Source organism: Leptospira langatensis (assembly GCF_004770615.1).
In the GTDB taxonomy this organism is placed as follows: Bacteria; Spirochaetota; Leptospiria; order Leptospirales; family Leptospiraceae; genus Leptospira_B; species Leptospira_B langatensis.
In genome coordinates, this window is the sequence record NZ_RQER01000004.1 from 48,869 (window position 1) to 69,519 (window position 20,651).

The 20,651-nt window shown below is 44.3% G+C and carries 21 protein-coding genes; 11 read left to right on the top strand and 10 right to left on the bottom strand.

Annotated features, from left to right (window positions below):
• Window positions 1–19 precede the first annotated feature (19 nt).
• From EHO57_RS04430 to EHO57_RS04455, 6 genes are all read left to right on the top strand, one after another.
• Window positions 20–2,485, top strand: a complete 2,466-nt coding sequence (locus tag EHO57_RS04430) for a penicillin-binding protein 1A (protein WP_135646328.1) — start codon at window positions 20–22, stop codon at window positions 2,483–2,485.
• A 226-nt stretch (window positions 2,486–2,711) separates the two neighbouring features.
• Window positions 2,712–3,122: a bactofilin family protein gene (locus EHO57_RS04435; RefSeq protein WP_135646327.1), complete on the top strand. Its 411-nt coding sequence runs from the start codon at window positions 2,712–2,714 to the stop codon at window positions 3,120–3,122.
• 93 nt (window positions 3,123–3,215) lie between these two features.
• Window positions 3,216–4,349 (top strand): peptidoglycan DD-metalloendopeptidase family protein, encoded by a 1,134-nt coding sequence (locus EHO57_RS04440; protein ID WP_135646395.1) that lies wholly within the window; start codon window positions 3,216–3,218, stop codon window positions 4,347–4,349.
• A gap of 9 nt (window positions 4,350–4,358) precedes the next feature.
• Complete coding sequence (locus EHO57_RS04445; RefSeq protein WP_135646326.1) at window positions 4,359–5,450, top strand: alpha/beta hydrolase; 1,092 nt, start codon at window positions 4,359–4,361, stop codon at window positions 5,448–5,450.
• Window positions 5,451–5,803: 353 nt separating this feature from the next.
• Window positions 5,804–7,165: a histidine kinase dimerization/phosphoacceptor domain -containing protein gene (locus tag EHO57_RS04450; RefSeq protein ID WP_135646325.1), complete on the top strand. Its 1,362-nt coding sequence runs from the start codon at window positions 5,804–5,806 to the stop codon at window positions 7,163–7,165.
• Window positions 7,166–7,220: 55 nt separating this feature from the next.
• On the top strand, window positions 7,221–8,045 hold the full coding sequence (locus tag EHO57_RS04455; RefSeq protein WP_135646324.1) for a crotonase/enoyl-CoA hydratase family protein: 825 nt from the start codon (window positions 7,221–7,223) through the stop codon (window positions 8,043–8,045).
• Window positions 8,046–8,049: 4 nt separating this feature from the next.
• Here EHO57_RS04455 and EHO57_RS04460 read toward each other — a convergent pair whose 3' ends face one another.
• The gene (locus EHO57_RS04460; RefSeq protein ID WP_135646323.1) at window positions 8,050–8,229 is read right to left on the bottom strand and encodes a hypothetical protein; all 180 of its coding nucleotides are present in this window, start codon (window positions 8,227–8,229) and stop codon (window positions 8,050–8,052) included.
• A gap of 114 nt (window positions 8,230–8,343) precedes the next feature.
• Here EHO57_RS04460 and EHO57_RS04465 point away from each other — a divergent pair, with 114 nt between their 5' ends.
• Window positions 8,344–9,192: a tetratricopeptide repeat protein gene (locus EHO57_RS04465; protein ID WP_135646322.1), complete on the top strand. Its 849-nt coding sequence runs from the start codon at window positions 8,344–8,346 to the stop codon at window positions 9,190–9,192.
• A 55-nt stretch (window positions 9,193–9,247) separates the two neighbouring features.
• On the opposite strand, the gene EHO57_RS04470 is transcribed toward EHO57_RS04465, so the two are convergent.
• The 6 genes from EHO57_RS04470 to EHO57_RS04495 form a co-directional block, all read right to left on the bottom strand.
• Window positions 9,248–10,516 (bottom strand): YncE family protein, encoded by a 1,269-nt coding sequence (locus tag EHO57_RS04470; RefSeq protein ID WP_135646321.1) that lies wholly within the window; start codon window positions 10,514–10,516, stop codon window positions 9,248–9,250.
• 182 nt (window positions 10,517–10,698) lie between these two features.
• Complete coding sequence (locus EHO57_RS04475) at window positions 10,699–11,616, bottom strand: DMT family transporter (RefSeq protein ID WP_135646320.1); 918 nt, start codon at window positions 11,614–11,616, stop codon at window positions 10,699–10,701.
• Between the two features lie 8 nt (window positions 11,617–11,624).
• Complete coding sequence (locus tag EHO57_RS04480; RefSeq protein WP_167882297.1) at window positions 11,625–12,023, bottom strand: MerR family transcriptional regulator; 399 nt, start codon at window positions 12,021–12,023, stop codon at window positions 11,625–11,627.
• Window positions 12,024–12,202: 179 nt separating this feature from the next.
• The gene (locus tag EHO57_RS04485; protein ID WP_135646318.1) at window positions 12,203–12,967 is read right to left on the bottom strand and encodes an ABC transporter permease; all 765 of its coding nucleotides are present in this window, start codon (window positions 12,965–12,967) and stop codon (window positions 12,203–12,205) included.
• Window positions 12,968–12,974: 7 nt separating this feature from the next.
• Entirely contained in the window at window positions 12,975–13,775 is an 801-nt protein-coding gene (locus EHO57_RS04490; RefSeq protein ID WP_135646317.1) for an ABC transporter ATP-binding protein, read from the bottom strand.
• A gap of 100 nt (window positions 13,776–13,875) precedes the next feature.
• On the bottom strand, window positions 13,876–14,448 hold the full coding sequence (locus EHO57_RS04495) for a hypothetical protein (protein ID WP_135646316.1): 573 nt from the start codon (window positions 14,446–14,448) through the stop codon (window positions 13,876–13,878).
• A 276-nt stretch (window positions 14,449–14,724) separates the two neighbouring features.
• Between EHO57_RS04495 and EHO57_RS04500 the strand changes: the two genes are divergently transcribed.
• The 4 genes from EHO57_RS04500 to EHO57_RS04515 all read left to right on the top strand — a co-directional run bounded on the left by EHO57_RS04500 (window position 14,725) and on the right by EHO57_RS04515 (window position 18,303).
• A complete protein-coding gene (locus EHO57_RS04500; RefSeq protein WP_135646315.1) occupies window positions 14,725–15,234 on the top strand; it encodes a hypothetical protein in 510 nt (169 codons plus the stop codon).
• A gap of 205 nt (window positions 15,235–15,439) precedes the next feature.
• On the top strand, window positions 15,440–15,817 hold the full coding sequence (locus EHO57_RS04505) for an eRF1 domain 2 (protein WP_135646314.1): 378 nt from the start codon (window positions 15,440–15,442) through the stop codon (window positions 15,815–15,817).
• Window positions 15,818–15,967: 150 nt separating this feature from the next.
• A complete protein-coding gene (locus EHO57_RS04510; protein ID WP_135646313.1) occupies window positions 15,968–17,419 on the top strand; it encodes a flavin-containing monooxygenase in 1,452 nt (483 codons plus the stop codon).
• Between the two features lie 41 nt (window positions 17,420–17,460).
• Window positions 17,461–18,303 (top strand): SDR family NAD(P)-dependent oxidoreductase, encoded by an 843-nt coding sequence (locus EHO57_RS04515; protein ID WP_135646312.1) that lies wholly within the window; start codon window positions 17,461–17,463, stop codon window positions 18,301–18,303.
• A gap of 54 nt (window positions 18,304–18,357) precedes the next feature.
• Here the strand turns inward: EHO57_RS04515 and EHO57_RS04520 are convergent, their stop codons facing one another.
• The 3 genes from EHO57_RS04520 to EHO57_RS04530 are packed head-to-tail and all read right to left on the bottom strand — an operon-like array spanning window position 18,358 to window position 20,650.
• Complete coding sequence (locus EHO57_RS04520; RefSeq protein WP_135646311.1) at window positions 18,358–18,720, bottom strand: response regulator; 363 nt, start codon at window positions 18,718–18,720, stop codon at window positions 18,358–18,360.
• A 3-nt stretch (window positions 18,721–18,723) separates the two neighbouring features.
• Entirely contained in the window at window positions 18,724–19,566 is an 843-nt protein-coding gene (locus EHO57_RS04525) for a CheR family methyltransferase (protein ID WP_135646310.1), read from the bottom strand.
• Window positions 19,559–20,650, bottom strand: coding sequence for a protein-glutamate methylesterase/protein-glutamine glutaminase (locus EHO57_RS04530; protein ID WP_135646309.1), 1,092 nt, complete (start codon window positions 20,648–20,650; stop codon window positions 19,559–19,561). The genes EHO57_RS04525 and EHO57_RS04530 overlap by 8 nt, the downstream gene beginning before the upstream one ends.
• Between the last annotated feature and the right edge of the window lies 1 nt (window position 20,651).

The following is a 20,651-nucleotide window of genomic DNA, read 5'->3' on the forward strand; positions in this document are numbered from 1 at the left end:
TGAAATACAAATCACTCAGATGAAACACGAACCAGTCGACTTTTTTACCAGATACTTTGTTGTATTATTCAGAGAAAGGATCCAGAGCCGCCTACATTCCTCAGATCCGATCCGAAACGTATTCTATTTAGTATTGATCCTTCTTTTCCTGAACGGATTCCTGTTCGTGTTCTCTATAAAAGATATTTGGAATGTTCCGAAGGCAGACCAATACGAAAAACCTTCTCTCTTATTTGGGATCAACTCCGAAGGGAATTACGAGCCGATCGCAGAGTTCTATCGTTTCTCTAGGATCGTGCTTACGGACGAAGACCTTCCCGGAGGCTGGGACAATAAAGTAATCCGTTGTTTCGAATCCACTGAGGATAATAATTTCAGATCTCACAAGGGCTTGGACCTGCGGGGAATTTTCAGAGCAGCCATGGTCAACCTTCTCGCAGGAAGAGTGAAAGAAGGTGCATCCACCATCACCCAACAGGTAGCTCGACTCAAATTCCTGAATACGGAAAGGTCCTTCGGACGAAAGATAAGAGAGGCCTGGCTCGCCCTTCTCTTAGAAGCTGTTTTTGACAAGAAGACATTGATGCATATCTATCTGAACGAGATCCCTCTCGGTCACGGGACCATAGGCGCTGGAGCTGCAGCTAGATTCTATTTTAGAAAGGATCTGAAGGATCTAAGCTGGGGAGAAGCGGCGCTACTCGCAAGTCTCACCACTCGTCCCAAGGAATTTTCTCCATTAGTAAATCCGAATACTTCCGCAAGTAAGGTGAGAGTAGTCTTTAAGAAGCTGGTGGAAAACGGGATCCTGGACGTGGATACCGCCGAAAAGGAATTTTCCGCCTTCTCGGAATATTATATAACCTTAAATCGTTCCCCTAACGATTCCGCGTTTTCGGATCGATTGAACCGATTTCCTTATTTTACGGAATATGTGCGTAAGAACCTTTCCCGTTATATTCCGCAGACCCAATTGTATGAGGGTGGACTCAAGATCTATTCTACCCTGAATATACAACACCAAACCCAAGCGGAGAAGGCGCTTATCTCCGGGTTGAAACAGCAAACCCAACTCTCGAACCAGAGGGCGTTTACTAAGATAGACGCATTTGAGGATTCTTACGGTCCGATATTCCAACTTCTTTCGGATCTGAACGATGTTCCTGAGTTCAAGTTCAAGATCTCCCGTTCTTATAGGACCTTCAATCGGGCCTGGCAAGAGGACCTAAGGGACGAATTGTCCGTATTGAATCTCATCTCCGGGACAGAAGGCTTGGGAGAAAGCATAGACCTGAACTATAAGACCCAGGCCACTCAGGATCACCTTCTCCCTGTAGAAGGAGCGCTCATCTCTATTCGACCGGATACGGGTTATATCACTTCTGTGGTGGGAGGATCCGGATTCCGCTCCGACAACCAACAGATCCGAGCCTTCCAAGCGTATAGGCAGCCTGGTTCCGCATTCAAACCGTTAGTCTATGCTTCTTCTATGGAATACTATCACCAACATCCGGATGATAAGAAGAATGTAACGGCGGCCTCCTTATTCGACGACTCCCCTCTTCAATATGTTTTGGAAGATGGAGACGAGTGGAACCCGAGCAATTATTCCGGAGAATATTCAGGATTTATAAGATTAAGACAGGCGCTCGAACTTTCCAGGAACAGCGTTGCCGTACGACTCTTGGAACATACAGGCTTGAATAATCTTCTTCCGAATTTGGAAAGAATATTACAAGTGGAGAACCGAAATCTACCTAGAGACTTTTCTATCGCATTAGGGAGTTTCGAAGTTTCTCCGTACGAACTCGCAAGAGCCTACTCCGTATTCGCTTCCGGAGGAAAGCAAGTCTTCCCTCTCAGCGTTCTCTATGTAGAAGACGAGAACGGGAATATGATCAAGGACTTCCGAACAGAATTCGAGACCAAGGAAAGAAAACGTTTAGTTTCTTCCGAGGTAAGCTATGTGATCACCTCCATGATGGAAGATGTGATCAAAAAAGGAACGGGCACAGGAGCTAGATCCTATGGGCTCACTCGACCTGCCGCCGGAAAAACAGGAACTACGAATAATTTTAGGGATGCTTGGTTTGCAGGCTACACTCCCGAACTCGTGGCAGTGGTCTGGGTAGGATACGATACGGGAACTCTTTCTTTGGGAAGAGGAATGTCCGGGGCTGTCGTCGCCGCTCCCATCTGGGGAAGGTTCATGGCAAACGCTCTTTCTAAAGAAAGATCCAAGCCCTTCGATTTCGGAGACGCCAAGATCGTCCGAAAAACGATCTGCTCTATCTCCGGAAAACTTCCGGGAAGCCATTGCTACCAAACGGAAGAAGAAGTCTTCGACTCCAAGACCGTTCCGAAAGAAGTCTGCGAGGACCATAAGGGGATGACAGGTCCGGAACCGAGTCACGAACCCAGCCCCCAAACTACTAAGAAAAAGAAACCGAATCTTTTCGAAGGCGACGAGGACGTAATTAGGTAAATTTTCAATGCAGCTTTCGCGATTCTAAGGTTGCCTAAGATTGCAAATTTGACTTTGCTTCGCTTCAGTCACCGATTCGCTTTCGCGGTCGTCTCCTCGTTCCCTACGGGTCGCTGCGGAGGGCGACGAGGACGTAATCAGGTAATCGTGTAGGATCTCCTACAAAAAGAGTTGTCGATTTCGGAAGCGCTCACCAAATAGATGAATCAGCAATCAGGAGTAACAGATGGCCATCGGTAAGGATAATAATAACAGCGTAATCGGCCCCGGTTCCATATTTGAGGGCAAATTCTATATCGCTGGTTCCCTACGTATCGACGGAAAGTTCGAAGGGGAAATTAAGACCGACGACGCATTATTCATAGGTGAAACAGGAAAGGTCCGCACCAATATCTCTGCGAGAGAAGTGATCGTAGCGGGAACCTTGATCGGGAACATTAAAGCGGAGAACGAGGTCAGACTCGAAGAAACCGGACGTCTCTTAGGGGACATCATCGCTCCTTCCCTTGCTTTAGCAAAAGGGGTCGTTGCCAAAGGAAACATTACTGTTACCGGCGGACAAAAGAAAGACGTGAAAAAGATCGTAGAAGAATCCTTCGGCGGGACCAGAACCCTGGACAACGGGAAGGAAGAGTAATTTTACGGCCAACCGTTCTTTTTCCCTCCTCTTAGGATTCGTCCCAATCAAAAACTCGGGTGGAAGCCCACCCCGTTGGCCGATACTGATACTATGATCTTCAAGAAGCCCAGGCAATTGACAGCCGGAAAGGAAATCCTCCGGACCGATAACTTCACTCTCATATACCTGGGCGCCTTTCACTTTCATTATTCCTTTTATTTTCGCGGCAACCTATACCACGGGAATCTCGACTTCAGAAGACGTAAGTTTCGCATCATTCCTGCAATCGCATCCGTTCTATTTGTATTATTATTCCTCGGACTCTGGATGAGTCCTTCTAACGCTTCTATGGAACAACATAACCATGGAGCAAGTACCGAAGTCACCGAAAACGACTCCGAAGACTTAAAGGCAAAAAAAGGCGACGAGAAGTTTTTAGAAGAATCCGAAAAGGCCAAGCTCACCATTCTGATGGCAAACGAGATCAGAAACTCTTCCGACAAGAAGAAGCAACTTAAAGTGGTTACTTATAAAGTAAAAAGGAATGAAACCCTCTCTGAGATCGCTACCAGATACAAGGTCTCCATGGAATCCATCGCAGGTTCTTCCAATATCAATATGGAAGACACCTTGTATCCGGGACAAATATTACAGATCCCGAATAAACAAGGACTTCTCTACAAAGTTAGGGTGGGTGACACTGTGGCCAAGATTGCGGTCCTTTACAAGGTTAACTTGGATGAGATCCTAGAAGAGAATAAACTCGACGATCTGGATATTCTTCGCCCAGGACAGAAAGTATTCCTACCGGGTGCCGTGATCCCGGATCCGACACCAAAATGGGTGGTGCCTGTCACTTCTCATGTGGTCACTTCCAATTACGGATGGAGAACCTTCCCTCAGCATAAATTCCATGAAGCTTTGGACTTAAAGGCCAACTACGAAGCGGTGATGGCGGCAAGGAACGGAAAGGTAATCTTTGCGGGATGGATGGGCGGTTACGGAAACGCGATCGTGATCGAGCATAATGACGAATTCAAGACATTATACGCACATAACTCCAGATTGAATGTGAAACGAGGAGACTACGTGGTTGCAGGAAAGAAGATCTCCACTTCCGGATGCACAGGTTACTGCTTCGGACCTCACCTTCATTTCGAGGTGATCCATAAGGGCAAATCGGTAAACCCCGGCAAATACCTGAAAGGCCTCGCGTATAAGAAAGGCTCCAAGCCGAACCATTAAGATCCTATTATGAAGAGACTCGCACTCTTTTGCCTACTTGCGGTTGCGCTCCTTTCTTTCGGATGCGGACCTTCTGTAGTCGAGTATTTGGAAAAGCGCACAGACCAGCAGTATTCCGCAACGCAAGGAATAGAAGTATTCTTTCTGACTTCCAGAGCGGTGAACCCAGGCTCTCAAGTCGCTTGCTCTAACGCGTATTTTTTGAATTTCGGAAATCACACCCAAAAGACAGGAAGCTGTCTAGTCAGCGTTCCTGCGGATCGGGAAGTAGGTGCGCTTCCCTTTGGCCTAGGAAATAAGGATAAATCCTTTCAATTCTTGGAACACAAGATCGGGAACCAAAGCCTGAATCCTGCAGAACAGGAAAGTCTTTGGTGGAAACGGATCGAAGAAGATCCGTTCGAAGAAGTGATCATATTCGTGCACGGGTTCAATGTAAACTTTGAAGAAGCAGTACTCCGTGCGGCCCAACTTAAGTATGATCTGAAATTCCCCGGTAAGGTCGCCCTATACAGTTGGCCTGCCGGAACCGATGGAAGCATGCTCGGTTCCCTCTTCTTAAAGAATACGTATGAAAAAAATCTAACTTCGGCAAGAAGCAGCCGAGATTCCTTTAAAGGTTTTATCAGAAGAATGTCCCAAACCAAGAAGAAGATCCATCTTCTTGTGCATTCCATGGGCCATCAGGTAGTACTGAATTCCATCGCAGAACTTTCCAAGGAAACCGGATCTCAGCCCTTCTTAAAGGAATTGGTATTAAACGCTCCCGACTATGATACAGGTGAGTTTATACTCATCCTCCAAAGTCTATTGAGATCCTCGGAAAGGATCACTCTCTATTGTTCCCCGGGAGATTCGGCATTATTCGCTTCGGCGCAGATCCACCAAGCTGGGCGCTTGGGTGCATGCTCTCGATTTCCTGGAGTAGACGTGGTAAACGTAAACCCGATCGATTCGTCCCTACTCTCGCTCGGACATGGATATTATTCTTCTAGACCGGTAATCACCGACCTGTACCAACTATTCTTAGGGCTCCATGCGGAGAAGAGATTGTTTATCCGAAGATCCTACGGAAACGAGAACTATATTCTCAGAAATTAGCCCTCCCTTCGCTTCCATCGTTTATCATTCGAAAGAAGAAAACACGTTAACCGATACACCGAAAGCCTCAGCATTCTAATCCGTTTGGATTAGATCCCGTTTCGCGGTTTGTAATCATCTTTATGTTAAGTTGTAAACGATATAATTACAATTCTCTGTTGTTTTTATCGATTTCCAGAAAGATTCTAAACAAAGAGCCCAAAGAAATCATTTTCGGAACAAAAAAATTCCCTTTTATCGATTTTACTTGCAACCATATAAAAAAAAATTCCGTGCCCATTCGCGCATCATTTTCGGAAATCATTTTATATTTATGTAGTTGAAACTAATAGTTTTCTTCGTAGATTAGAAGTATGCTTACGAAACCCAAGATCCTAGTGGTTGAGGATGAGATCATAGTCGCCGTTAACTTGGGACAGAAATTAAAAAAGTTAGGTTATGATCTTGTGGGCATTACTTCTTCCGGAGAAGAAGCCATCCAAAAGGCCGAAGAGAATCATCCGGATCTTGTCCTCATGGACATCAATATAGAAGGGAATTTAGACGGGATCCAAACCGCAGAATTACTCAGAAATCGATTTCAAACACCTGTTATCTATCTTACAGCATACGCGGATGAGAATACCTTAAACCGAGCCAAGAGGACCCAACCTTTAGGCTATATTGTGAAACCGTTCGAGTCGGACCAGCTTCGCTCCTCCATCGAGGTAGCTCTGTATAAGAATGAGTTAGAACATCGGAATCGTAAGAACGAAGAATCCCTCAAATCCACTTTGAACCAATTGGAGTCGGGGATCATTACAACTGACGAAAACGGACTCATCCTATTTTGCAATCCTATGGCCGAAAAGATCACCGGGGTCAGTTATGCCGAGTGCATCGGTCAATCCCTGAGCAAGATCCTGAAACTGGAAGAAGAGAGCTCCGCTTCCTACACGATCCCTATTTCCGAAGTACTGTCCGCAAATCATAGCGTAGAAAAGAACGGGATCTTTGCGATCGACGGCATCGGCAAGAAGACTCAGGTCTCACTGAATGTATCTCCTATTCTGAACTCTGACGGAAGAGCAAGCGGCACTATCACAGTCCTTCGCTCCGGAGAATCGGACGGGATCAATCAGTCGTATTTAAAAGAGATCCATCATCGAATTAAGAATAATCTCACGGTCATTTCTTCGCTCTTGAGCATGAATGCCTCTAATCTGAAGGATCAGGAGACTGTGGATATATTCAAGGACAGCCAACATAGGATACAGGCTGTAGCGTTATTACACGAAGTCTTGTATGAGAACCACGATCTTTCTTCCATCAGTTTCGACCTGTATGTAAAGAAGTTAACGGATCTTCTGTTCGAAGTGTATAAGGTGGACCGGGAGAAATTCAAACTCACTCTGGATATCAAATCTTCTCGCATTCCGAGCGAAACTGGAATGAACTGCGCGCTGATCATTAACGAACTTCTTACCAACTCATTTAAACACGGATTCAAAGGCAAGGACTCAGGTTCCATAGAGATCCATTTCCATAAGAATGAAGAGCATTACTTCTTAGAAGTGAAGGACGACGGGATCGGCCTACCGGATCCCCTTCCCCAAACCAGAGGCTCCAGTTCCTTAGGATTATCCTTAGTGGATTCCTTTGTAAAACTTTTGAGGGGCAAACTAATTCTGGAAAACTCGGACGGATGTAGGGTCACCCTGATCTTCCCCGTATAGATAGTTTTACAAAAAACGTTTTACTACTCTAGGGAATCGGGCAACCCTGATCCCGATGAAGACAAGTTTTGAGTTTTTTGAGATCGAAGAGAAAGAAGACGGAGTCGCCGTTGTCTTCTTAAACCGTCCTGATAAAAGGAACTCCATGAATTGGAGTTTCTGGAGAGACCTTCCGGATGTGGTCGATGAGATCAATAATAACTCTAAGATCAGAGCCTTCGTAGTCGCAGGCAGAGGTAAGTCCTTCTCCACTGGATTGGATCTGGATTCCTTCTTCCAAGAATTCGGAAGCGTGGTCCAAGGCCAATTCGGCGACGACAGAAGAAAATTCTACGAACTCATACTAAGAATGCAGAAAGGGATCAATGCAGTATATGATTCGCCCAAGCCTTCCGTTGCGGCAATCCAAAAGCATTGTATAGGCGGAGGCTTGGATCTGATCTCGGCCTGCGATATCCGTTATGCGACATACGATGCTTCCATTTCCTTAAGAGAGGCAAAAGTCGCCATCGTAGCAGATATGGGCTCTATCAATCGTCTTCCTTCGATCATAGGACAGGGACACACGAGAGAATTGGCTTATACCGGCAAAGACATAGACGGAGAAGAAGCTTACAGAATAGGACTTGTATCCAAACTCTTTAAGACCCAAGAGGAGCTATTAGCAGGAGCAATCCAAACTGCTACTGAGATCGCTGCGAATCCGCAAATTGTGGTGCAGGGGGTCAAAGAGGTTATGAATTTTGCCGAAGGAAAACCTCTTAGTGCAGGATTAAACTATGTCGCGGTTTGGAATTCTAGCTTCCTGGACTCCAAAGATTTCAGAGAAGTTCTGACTTCCTTCCGGGAAAGAAAAAGGCCAGAATACAATAAGGGCTGATCTATTACGCGTATAGATCCAAGAGCCGGGATTTACCTTCTGCAGCGCTTGCTTGCAATTGGGACTCTACGTTGAGCTTCAGCATTTTGGAGTTCAGATCGGACTGAGCCTGAAAGATCTCTCTCGGCAAATTGGCGATCCTTTCCAAAAGGAGAGATTGGCTGGTTTGGTTACTAATTTCCATTTCCTTTTCCTCTATTGAGATTCGGGTTTTTCTTTCTCTATTCCCCCAATTCAATCATCGGTTGATGCGAGGAAAACTTGATTATTTTAGCTTTTTTTTTAGCCTGTCCCAGTCGTGGGATTTAGGGAATTAATCGTTAGCGCAGTTCATAGGGAACGGCAAAGGGAATTTACGAAGGCATTCAACCTTTACAAGGAGTCCCTGAATTTTACCCAAAATCCGAAAACCATCCTGAAAGTGAAGAACCGACAGGCTTGGTGCCAGTATTATATTGGAAATACTAGAGAGACCTTAAATCTATTTCAGGAATTGCAGGATCGTTTTTCTTCCCATCCGGAGAGCCGCTTATACTACGCAAATTATCTGATCAAGGTCCATAATTATAAGCTGGCGAAAAAGATCCTTCTGAATGCGATCGAGCTATTTCAGGATCAGTTAGAACTATATCTTACTCTTGCAAGCTTGTTGAAAGACACGGACAGATCTAACGAGGCAATCACCATTCTAAAGCAGGCGCTCTCTCAGGAAAAACTTTCGAGAGGTAGAGGGATCAAACGCAAGGATATATGGGCGGAGCTTGGATATTTGTACTTTCAAAGAGGGGATTATAATTCGGCTCTCGCCTCCTTAAAGACTGCTATGAGAATGGATGAAGAGGAAACCTTCCTGCATTATGATATGATCGCGCAGTGCTACTTGAAAGTTGCAGATCATAAGAATGCTCTCAAGTTCATAGACCTATACATCAAGTATTTTGGGGAATCGGACGCGGACATCCTAGTGATCAAGGCGAGAGCGCATGCGCAACTGCAAGAAAGTCATCTCGCCTGCGCTTCTTTATTGCAGGCATATTCTATGGAGAATGGTCTTAAACTCTCCGCAGAAGATATGGTGGATTTCGGTCCCTTACTCCAAACAGGATTCTTTGATACGTTAGAGAACGTGGAAATAGACGAGGCCTGAAACCCCAAGCCTCTCCGGTTCTCGCGAATCCGAAATGATCCTTCTATTCTAAAAGCTATTCCTCTATTTCAAAAAGATGCAATCCTGATTTCCCAAGCTGGGAGATCGCGTCACTTTCCGGAACGGTTGCCCAAAGCCCATTGCTCGTAAAAACGGAGCCTCCCGGCTCCCAAGCCGCTTGGTTCGTTTGTAAGGAAGAGACAGGGATGGATTTCACGACCATCAAAGAAGGGACTGCCCTTACCTCGATCGCGCCTCCGTGAGAGAAAGCGAATAAGTATTTTCCAGTATTAGAAAATACTAAATAACGAGCCCCATGAATGGAATCCATGGTTTGCTGTTCCAATGTAGTTAAATTGGTTTTCACCAATTTTCCGGTTTCGTTACTGAGGATCAAAAAATACTGATTGTTCGGATCGAATGCGGCACCGTATGGGGACACTGGAATCGGAAAATCCACTACCTTTCCTTTCTTCAGATCCACTATATGTCCTTTTACGTGCTTCTTCAAAGAAAGTTCAGAATATTCTAATATTCCCAGCTTCGAGAAATCGGAGCTCGGGGCAAGTGTAGGCGAAAAATACTCGGAATCGGGGATCTTTTCTATCTGCAAGGAGACGATCTCATTCAAATCCTTGGACCCGATGGAAAATCCCATTATGGAAATGGAAGAGGGCCATCCCTTCTCTCCCCTCTCCTTTTCGATCATATAATAGAAGATCTGGCGATCCGAATCGATCCCGATCGGGATCATTAGATTCCGAAGAAACGATTTTGACTCGGTGACCCCTCCTCCCCTACTTATCTCTAGATTCTCGAATTGGTTCATTTCCGAGATTACCTTGTTCCAGGTAATCTGATTCGAACCGAGATCCCAATTCAAATAAATGATCCTTTCTTGGGTCCTTTTCTTATCCGAGTTGGAAATGTTTTTAAGAAGGATGCCTGCCTTATTCCCATCATAATAAACCAAGGAGGATCTGAATTGAATATAGGTCTTTCCGTTCGGATAGCTCACAACCGGATTTCCGTCAAAGAATATCTCGAGGTTCTTTTGAGCATAGTCTGCGATCGGAGGGACAACGGACTGCAGCTTCTTCTCTTTTACATCAAATATATGGAATGTGACCCTATGGCTTGCTAATACATCCCAGTTCTCATTCTTCTGGCCCACGAGAACATAACGGTTCGCATCCAATTTTACAAAGGAGCTCGCCCGGTTTTCGGTCTTAAAACTATCTATTTTCTTCAAAGATTGAGAAGAAAGACTAACGTTAAATACGGCAAAGCCAAGAATAAGAGAAATTATAAACTTACGTCTCATAGGAAACAGGTTCTCCGAAACTTCAACTTAAGAGACGAATTATATGTAAAAATCTTAAACTAACGGCTTAAATTAATTTCCATCCCGAATAGGTTTTATTGTTATGCGACCTATATTATACGCCCGTCCCATTGGCTTCTTTATATTAAAATAAAGAACATAAGAATACTTTATTCGGTTTCTTAAGAGGGTTCCAATTCTTTCACTCTTCTAACCGATTTCAATTTAGCATTTACTGTGAAGATACCGAAGATGACTAGAAAAGCCCCACCCAGATCGTATTTATTTGGGACATCTCCCAATACCCAGGAGGTCAACATGGCTATGACCGGAATGAGATTCCCAAAGATCACTGCCTTGTCAGGACCGACTGCTTGTATCCCATAATTCCAACAAAGATATCCGAGAAAGGTACTTAACACAGACATATACAAGATCGCTAGCAAAGCCGAACTTGGAATATCCCGGAATTCTATATTCCAATCTCCGTTGATCAGACTCAGGATGAGCAATCCTATCGTTCCGAAGAAGGCAGTGAAAGCAGTCGTTTGGATCGTAGATGCTTCCGGAATATATCTCTTCAATCCTACCGAATAGAAACTCCAACAAGTTGCCGCAAGGAAAATGAATAAGATCCCTTCTCCATGAAACGCATTCGTAAGAGCGTCGATACTTCCGTCGGAAATCACAAGTAAGACGCCTAAGAAAGAGATTAGGGTCCCCAGATAATGTTGGAACTTAAGCCTTGTCTTTAGTAAGAAATAAGAGAGAAAGATCGCGATAGCAGGACTGATGGCGACTACAATAGCTGCATTCATAGGAGAGGCCTTTTTCATTCCTATAAAAAAGAAAAAATTGAATCCGAAGACTCCTATGATCCCTAGAAAGATAAATGCAAGTAAACTTCTACGGTCTACTTTCAATAACTTCCTGTTCGTTATAAGCAGGAACAGGAACAAGAATAGTGTTGCTAGAACAAAACGCAAAGCTCCGGTGAGACTGGGCGAAAAGTAAGCTAACGCTTCCTTGGCCACATGGAATGTAACACCTGTAGTCAAAGAAAAATATAATAGAGAAAGATACGGTTTGATAGATTGCATTTTGATCCTTATTCTGTTCCTAAAAGAGTTTCGTATTCCTTTAATTTCGCTTTCGTGAGTTTGATCATGGCTTCCAGATCTTTTTTCTTTTGTTCCAAATTCACCAAATGAGTCCCTAAGATCCGGATCCTTTTGTTTAGAGGCGGCTTAAAGTTCTCCCCACTCTCTATCTTTTCCAAGATGCATCCTTCCAAAAAGAATCCTTTGATATCGTCCAAGGACATTCCGATCTCTTTCAACGTCTTGAGGACTTTTAGTTGTCGGAGTTCCTTTTCTGAATATTTGCGATCTTTTCCGTGTGCTCTTTCCGGTTTCGACAGAATCCCCACCTTCTCATAGTAACGAAGTGTATGAGGAGTGAAACTCGTTATCTGAGAGACTTCGGATATGCTTAGAAACTTACTCACTGATATTCCCCAGGCCCCTTTTAGACCTTATAGATCGGACTCACCTAGAGTTAGCTCTAAGTCTAAATTAATCGCATTCGCAGGAAAAAAAGGTACGAAGAAGCCGCTCAAACACGAATTTCGGTTATTCCACTATAGCCTTGGCGGATTTAGAAGTAGGTTATTGTCGAGTCGAAAGATTAGGCTGCGACCCTCTTATAGAGGATACCGCCGAGTATGACCACGAAAATCGAGGAAATCAGTAATATCGCAAAATCCAGAAGAATACCTAAACCGGAAGGAACTCCCAACATCAGGGATCTTAAGCCGTCTATCACGTATGTCAAAGGATTAATATGAGAAAGAAACTTTAGCCAGTCAGGCATCAGCTCGATCGGATAGATCGCGTTGCTCGCAAAGAACAAAGGCATAGTAAGTAATTGGCCGATCCCCATAAATCTCTCTCTCGTTTTCACTAAACAGGCAAGGATCAGAGAGAATGTAGAGAAGAAGATCGAACCAAGTATAACGAACACAAATACTCCAGCGATATGGAGTGCATCCCAATGAATGGAAACCCCGAGTATGATCGCAAGAAGATAGATAATGATCACGATCGGTATTGCTCGTGCTCCTGCCGAAAGCGCTTTTCCCAACACGATCGCTGTCCGAGGGGTGGGAGTAGTTAGGATCTTTTGTATCAGTCCAAGATCCCTTTCCCAAATAATGGCTATACCCGAGAATATGGAGACGAACAACACGCTTTGAGCCAAGATCCCCGGAGTCATGAAGGAAAGATAATCCGTATGGAAAGATTGGATCGGCATCTTAGCAAAAACCTGTCCGAAGATCAGAAGCCAGAGCGCAGGTTGAACGGATCGAGTGAAAACTTCTAGAGGATCGTGAATGATCTTTCGGATCTCCAATTCCAAGATCACCAAAGTTTTTCTTATAAAATCAAACATCTGAAAATTATCCTAGTCGCTTCGCTATCTTTCGCTCTCTACTCACGGAACTAAAGTCCTCGTCCGAACCTTTATTGTTTTCCTTAGCGTAATGGATAAAGACTTCTTCCAAAGTCTTTTTGGGTCCTCCCGCGGATTTTTTTAATTCTGCAGGAGATCCGATAGCAGCGAGCTTCCCTTGGGACATCAAAGCCATTTTGGAACAGAGTTTATCCACCTCATCCATAAGATGTGTGGTCATTATGATAGTCGTGGAGAATTCCTTTCTTAAAGCGGTGATGTGCTCCCAAACAACACTTCTTCCGATGGGATCCAAACCTACAGTAGGTTCGTCCAAGAAGAGTATCTTTGGACGATGGATCGTTGATTGAGCGATCTCCAATCTACGCACCATTCCTCCGGAATAATTTTGAACTAGAGTATCTCCGAAAGAACTCAATCCCATGAACTCTAACGCGTTCCTTACCCTTATTTCCCTTTCTCGCCTCGGAATATCGTAGAGCTTAGCGAATAACATTAGATTTTCATAACCTGTAAGGCTACCGTCCACAGAAAGCATTTGAGGAACATATCCTATGATCTTGCGGATCTCATTGGTTTGCGTAGCCAGATCGTGTCCGTCAATGATCGCCTCTCCGGAACTTGGCTCGAGAAGAGTAGTAAGCATCTTTATCGTCGTAGTCTTTCCCGCGCCGTTCGGCCCGATCAAGGCAAAGATCTCTCCCTGCTCCACGACCAGATCCAAAGAGTCCACGACCTTTCGGTCTCCGAAAGCCTTTGTTAATTTCTTCGTGACCAGGATATTCATTCTAGATTCACTTTGCCGTATTTAATTCATTCGTCTCCCATTCTTCTCGTTTTCGATCATAGAGGAGACTTTGACAATTATCAGTAGCTATCACTCCATTTCAATCAAAAGGGACAGCGGTAAGCCCGTGCTTCCAGCGTTGGTCGTTATAAATACGATGACGATACAACTGGGGAGACATTGATGGATCGAAATAGAACTTCTCTTTGAATTCATCGACGGCTTGCTCCAATTCGTCAAGCGAATCGGCGACGGTAAAACCGTACTGGACCAATAATTCTCTATCCTTATCAAAGTCTTCCGAATAAGATCGAGATATAAGGTAATCGGCGATACGAGTAGCAATAATCCTGTATTGCCCTTCCAGGTCCAATTCGACTACCGGAGCATTTGCAAGTTGTATGTTCGAAGGTCCGACCCAAAGTCCGATAAATCCCCCTACGTCCTTTCCGATCCAATAGATCAATCGATTTGTCTCGCTCATGGCAAATACGTTAGCCATAATATCCATATCCTGGCGATCGCTGTCATTTAAATAGCTCGTATCCGATGGGTCCTGCCAATTCAGATCGTTACATCTTTCAAATCCTATATCTTCCAAGAATTGAGCTAAATTCCCCTCAGCATTATTAAGAATTTGTAACTCGATAATAGCGTCTTTATTCATGATCATTAAGGCCCTTATAAAAATAACACATTCTGTCGTCTCGAATTGACTTACTTTTTAGAATGGGAATATTTACCTTTCGGAATTGGATCACTCCTATCTGTTTGTTTAAAATACGAACCTTGTAGAATATTCCGAAGAATTATCCTCTTATTCCTTAAATATTATTGTTCATTCCTGATCGAACGTACGTGCCACCGATAATGTTTTCAAATAAATCGAAAAGTCTGTGTTGAACTATCAGAACATAGAAACTGAATATTTCAGTCGAAGGAAGATAGAATGATCGAAAACGAATTTGAGCAAATAAATACAAGATCCAAATCAATTGCAAAATATGGGACCGGCTTTCTGGCAACTTTGCTAATCGCCTTCTTAAGCAATTGCGTCTCCACACAGATTAACGATGAATTTTACCGAGCTTATCTTACGAGGGATTTCAATTATCCAAAAGATAAAGTAATGCAAGCCACATTAGCGGCACTCAAGACCCAGAAGATCGGCGTAGAAAAAATAGATCTACAAAAAGGTGTGATCGTAACTGAAAGAGATGCGTTTTACAAGCAAACGACCATTTCAGGAAATCAGTATTATGCTACCGCTCAATCGCAAGTCGCAACTCACCAATATTATCTCTTGGTAACGGGAGACAAATCCAGAAGTACGGTCCAAGCTACAAGATACAGACTTTGGAATAACAATATCGAGCAGACGCATCTAAATGCGAACTGGGGCAAAACAAATATATGGGATCCGTTCTTTAAGGAAATCCAAGAAAAGTTAGAAGAATAAGCATTCTACGGAACGCGATTATGGAAATGTGAGCGACCAAAAGCGTCTCCGAATCAAAGCAGATCCCCATTGCCGGAACAACTTTGACAATTATCACTGGCAGATAACGTATCCCGGAACTTTGAGCGGATTGACTCTTTCCCAATCAAGGTGTTTAATCCAAATGGGTCTGATGGACCAAACATCGTTGGGGAGGCGAAAACGTATGTCGCATTGTATTCTATGGATCGACAGCTCGACTGCCAAAAGGATAACCTTTGATAAGACTTCTTCGGAGTCGCATGTCATATCGCATAAAACTAAACCGGAAAAGCACGATACGCATAAGGATCGTATAGGACAGATCAAGGCAGAAGATCTTAAACATTTTTTCGAGGACGTAGCCTCCGAACTTTCCGACCACCAGGATCTGTTAATAGTAGGTCCTGGTCTATGCAAGACCCTCTTCCGAAGACATCTAGAACAGCATCATCCCAATCTGGCAAAACTTGTGTTAACCGAGATTGGTGTGAATCACCCTTCTGATGCGGAAATCCTGAATATCGGGCGAACGTATCACAAACAGCACCCTCATAACATTTGAGATCAAACTATTGAATCGGATCGGAGTGCAACGCCGATCGAATGCTGTTCACCGAGAAAAACGGTCAGATCTTATAATTTCCAACGATATTTTGGGTTGTGAATTATAAGATCAGTCGAATATAATCTTCGTTTCGATTATTCTCGAAGCATGCTCAAAGAACATTTCGACGTCATCACTGTGGGTGCTGGACTTTCCGGGATCAGCGCCGGCTACCATTTGCAAAAATTCTGTCCTGGTAAGAAATACGCGATTTTAGAAGGCAGACCCGAGATTGGCGGGACCTGGAGTTTATTCCAATATCCTGGGATCCGTTCCGATTCCGATATGTTCACCCTTGGCTATTCATTTCGTCCTTGGAAAGAAGCAAAAGCGATCGCCGACGGTCCTTCTATCTTGAAGTATGTTCGGGATACTGCAAGCGAGTTCGGTATTGATAAGCATATTCGCTTCGAACATAAGGTATTGTCCGCGTCTTGGTCCGACAAGGATCTACAATGGACCATCGAAGTAGAAGTGGGTCCCAAGAAAGAGAAGCGCACTTATTCCGCGAGTTTTCTTTATATCTGCAGCGGATACTATAATTACGAGAAGGGATTTACTCCGAAATTCCCCGAGATCGAGAAGTTTAAGGGCAAGATCATTCATCCGCAATTTTGGCCTAAGGATCTTGATTATCGAGGAAAGAAGGTAGTGGTGATCGGAAGCGGAGCGACTGCAGTGACACTTGTACCTTCCATGGCAGATCAAGCCGCACATATCACGATGTTGCAAAGGTCGCCAACCTATATTACAAGTTTACCGTCCAAAGATATCGTAGCGGACATTCTAAGGTTCCTTCTTCCTGCGAAGCTCGCTCATCATATTACTCGGATCAAGAATATCCTGATACAAATTTGGTTTTACCAGCTTTGCAAAAGATCGCCTAACGTAGCGAAGTGGTTGATCCGAGCCAGATTGAAGGCCGCTCTTCCGAAGGGATACGACGTGGATACCCACTTTAAACCTAGCTACCAACCTTGGGACCAAAGGGTTTGCTTGGTTCCCGATTCGGATCTTTTCAAGGCAATCTCCAAAGGAAAGGCTTCTATCGAGACAGATCAGATCGATGGATTTACTGCTCACGGGATCAAGCTTCGATCCGGCAAAGAACTAGAAGCGGATATTGTAGTGACTGCCACCGGGCTGGATCTGGTTGCGGTCGGCGGAATTCGCCTCACCGTGAACGGTTCGCCTGTCGACATTTCCAAATTATATACCTTCAAGGGTTTGATGCTGAGCGATATTCCTAATTTTGCATTCTGCGTAGGATACACGAACGCATCTTGGACTCTAAGAGCGGATCTTACTTCTACCTATGTGGCTCGTCTGTTGAACCATATGGATTCCAACGGATATACCAAATGCGTTCCTCTTTGCGACGAATCAAAAATGGAGAGGGAGCCTATCTTGGACCTGAATTCCGGCTATATACAAAGAGCCATAGACAAATTCCCCGTGAGAGGAGCGAACAGACCCTGGAGATTCCATCAGAATTATCTAATGGATCTATTCGATATAAACTTTGCGAACATAAAGGATTCCAATCTTTCTTTCAGATAGATCGTAAATCCAATTCGTAAGAAGCAAAAAAGGAGAAGAGAATGAAAAGTTTTAAAAATAAAGTAGCCGCTATTACCGGAGCCGGTTCCGGAATGGGAAGGGAATTAGCGATCCAACTAGCAGAGCGAGGATGCGATCTCGCCTTATCCGACGTGAATGAATCCGGACTAGCGGAAACGATCCAGATCATCAAAAGCCAAAATAAGAATCATGTAACGATCACGAGTCAGAAACTGGACGTATCGGATCGATCCGCAGTGTTCCAATGGGCCGCTCAAGTTGCGAAGGATCACAATCGAGTTAATATGATCTTTAATAATGCGGGAATTGCATTCGGCTCTACGATAGAAGGTTTCGATGAGAAGGACTTTAAGAGAGTTATGGATATTAATTTCTGGGGAGTGGTTCATGGAACCCAGGCCTTTCTCCCCTTTCTGAAAGCAAGCGGAGAAGGACATGTGATCAATACCTCTAGCGTGTTCGGTATCATCGCAGTGCCTGGCACTTCCGCTTATAATTCCTCTAAGTTTGCTGTCAGAGGTTTTACGGAAACTCTCCGACAAGAACTGGATGTGATGAAATGCGGAGTTTCCGCCACAAGCGTTCATCCCGGAGGAATACAAACTGCTATCGCGAAGAGCTCTCAAACCAATGAAAGCGTGAGGTCCTTAGGTCTAGATCCGAATACGGCAAAGGAGAAAATGTCCGCTCAATTCATCACTACTCCTAAGAAAGCCGCTTCAGTGATCCTGAAAGGGGTTCGAAAGAATTCTCGTAGAGTTTTGATCGGACCGGATGCCACCTTTGTAGATCTTATGCAAAGGATCTTTCCGAGCTTTTACCAACTAGTCATTTCTAGTGTGCTACTTCGGCAAATGAAATGAATGCTGCCCATTCTTTCCAAGACGGAGAGAATGGACTGAACTCCCAATTCAGATCTATTGCATTACCTGTTTTATAATATCCAGGAATTGTGCTGGACGAAAAGGTTTCACGATCCATCCATTCGCTCCGGCCTCTGCCCCTTTTTGTTTCATGTTGTCCTCGGACTCTGTAGTGAGTGTCAGGATGGGGATATCGGAATTCTTCTTACGAACTTCTCGTATGAATGCAATCCCGTCCATTACTGGCATGTTGATGTCTGTAATCACCAGATCAAAAGGGGCCAATCCGAATTTCTCGATCCCTTCTTGACCGTCCGAAGCGAGAACCACGTCGTATCCTCCCATCCCTAAAGTTTGTTGAACGAGACTTCTCATCGTAGCGGAATCGTCTACAGCTAATATCCTTAAGCTTTCCATATATTATGCTCCTTTAATAAATAACGTAAAATTGGAAGGATTCAATTCGTAGAAACGGCATAGACCGAATTCACGAATAATAAAACTTTTCGAATATTCAGAGATGGATTCCGCAGATCCCAAGATCATGAAACTATCCTGGTTCAATGCCTTCTCAATCTTATTGAAAAGGTTCTTTCTTTCCTGATGATCGAAATAATAGGAAACGTTCCTGCATAAGATCACATCGAAGTTATCGGGATAAGGATCCGAGATCAGATTATGCTGCTTAAACTCTGTGATCGAACGTATCTCCTCGCTCACTCTATAAAGCCCGCCACCGATGGGATCAAAATATTTCTTGAGATGGGAATCCGTAAGTCCTCTACCTATTTCAAAAGTAGAATAGATTCCCGATCGTGCCTTCTCGATGGTTTCCTTTGCGATATCCGTGGCCAATATCCGAACATCCTTGAATAGATGCGGATATCTTTCGTGGATCGAGATAGCAATGGAATAAGGTTCCTGCCCTGTAGAACATGCAGCAGACCAGATCCGGATAGAAGGATTCTTGCCTCGTTTCCTTTCCAAGATCTCGGGTATGATCCTCTCCAAGAGTGCGCTGAAAATACTCTCATCCCGAAAGAAACGAGTCTCATGAGTGGTTACCCGATCGATAACCTTTTCCTTAAACTCCTCGTCCGGATCGTTCTTAAACTTCCTTGATAGCTCTCTGAAATCGGACAAACTGTAGTCGCTCATGATGTCCGACAATCTACTCTCTAAAAGATAGGTTTTTTCTGCCGTAAGGGAAAGTCCGGTCACCTGCTTAATCGCTTCCATCAATTCGAAAGTAGCGTCATCCATGTAAATCAACCTTTTGTAATATATATGCTATCTTATCCGCAATTCTTTCCACATCTAGGACTTCGTCTATTAAGCCTTCCTGGACCGGCCTGTTGGGCATTCCGAAGACGGTACATGATTCTCGGTTCTGAGCGATAAGATAGGACCCTTTCTTTTTCAGTTCCTTTAATCCTAAGTATCCGTCTTCACCCATGCCGGTCATTATGATCGCAACGGTTTCCTTGGCAAAATTGTCCGCCAGGGATTTGAAGAGTATATTAACCGAAGGCTTGCAAAGTTCCTCTTCCGGTCCTTGAAACACTCGAGTGCGAGGACCTTCGGGACCCGGGATTATTTCCAATTGCTTTCCTCCCGGCGCGATATATGCGACCCCCTTTTTCAGATCCTCTCCGTCTTCTGCCTCCTTGACCCTCATATTCGCCGCTTGGGAAAGACTCTCCGCAAGATAATTGGTAAATAAAGGAGGCATATGTTGAGCGATAACAATGCTCCCATTTAGATCGGAAGGGAGTCGCAGAAAAAGCTCTCGTAAAGCGATCGGACCTCCTGTAGATATTCCGATCGCGCAAAGAGAAAATTCTTTATCCTGCCTATTACGAAAAGGCAAGTAAGCGATAGGCTTCTTGTCCGGTAACGGCTTGCTATCCGATTTTTGCGATCGAATACTTTTAATCTTAGATGTTAAGGAATCTAACGTTTCGGACAACGCACCTTCTTGGGTACCGTCGGGCTTGGGAACGAAATCGATCGCTCCCATATCCAAGGCCTTCATTGTGATCTTTGCCCCTTCCTGAGTCCTCGAACTAAGCATAATTACCTGAGTTTCAGGGAATTGCGCCTTGATCTCTTCGAGGGTTTGGATCCCGTTCATCTGAGGCATTTCGACATCCAGGATCACGAAATCCGGTCTGAGCTGAGCAATTTTAGGTAAAGCGAATTTTCCATCGATTGCCGCTCCAAGGAATTCGATCTCCTCATCCTGGGTGAACATATTCCGCAAGAGATTCCGATACACTAGCGAATCATCCACGACGAAAACGGAAGTCTTGCGAGTCGCTTTACTTTTCTCTACAGGGACTTGCATA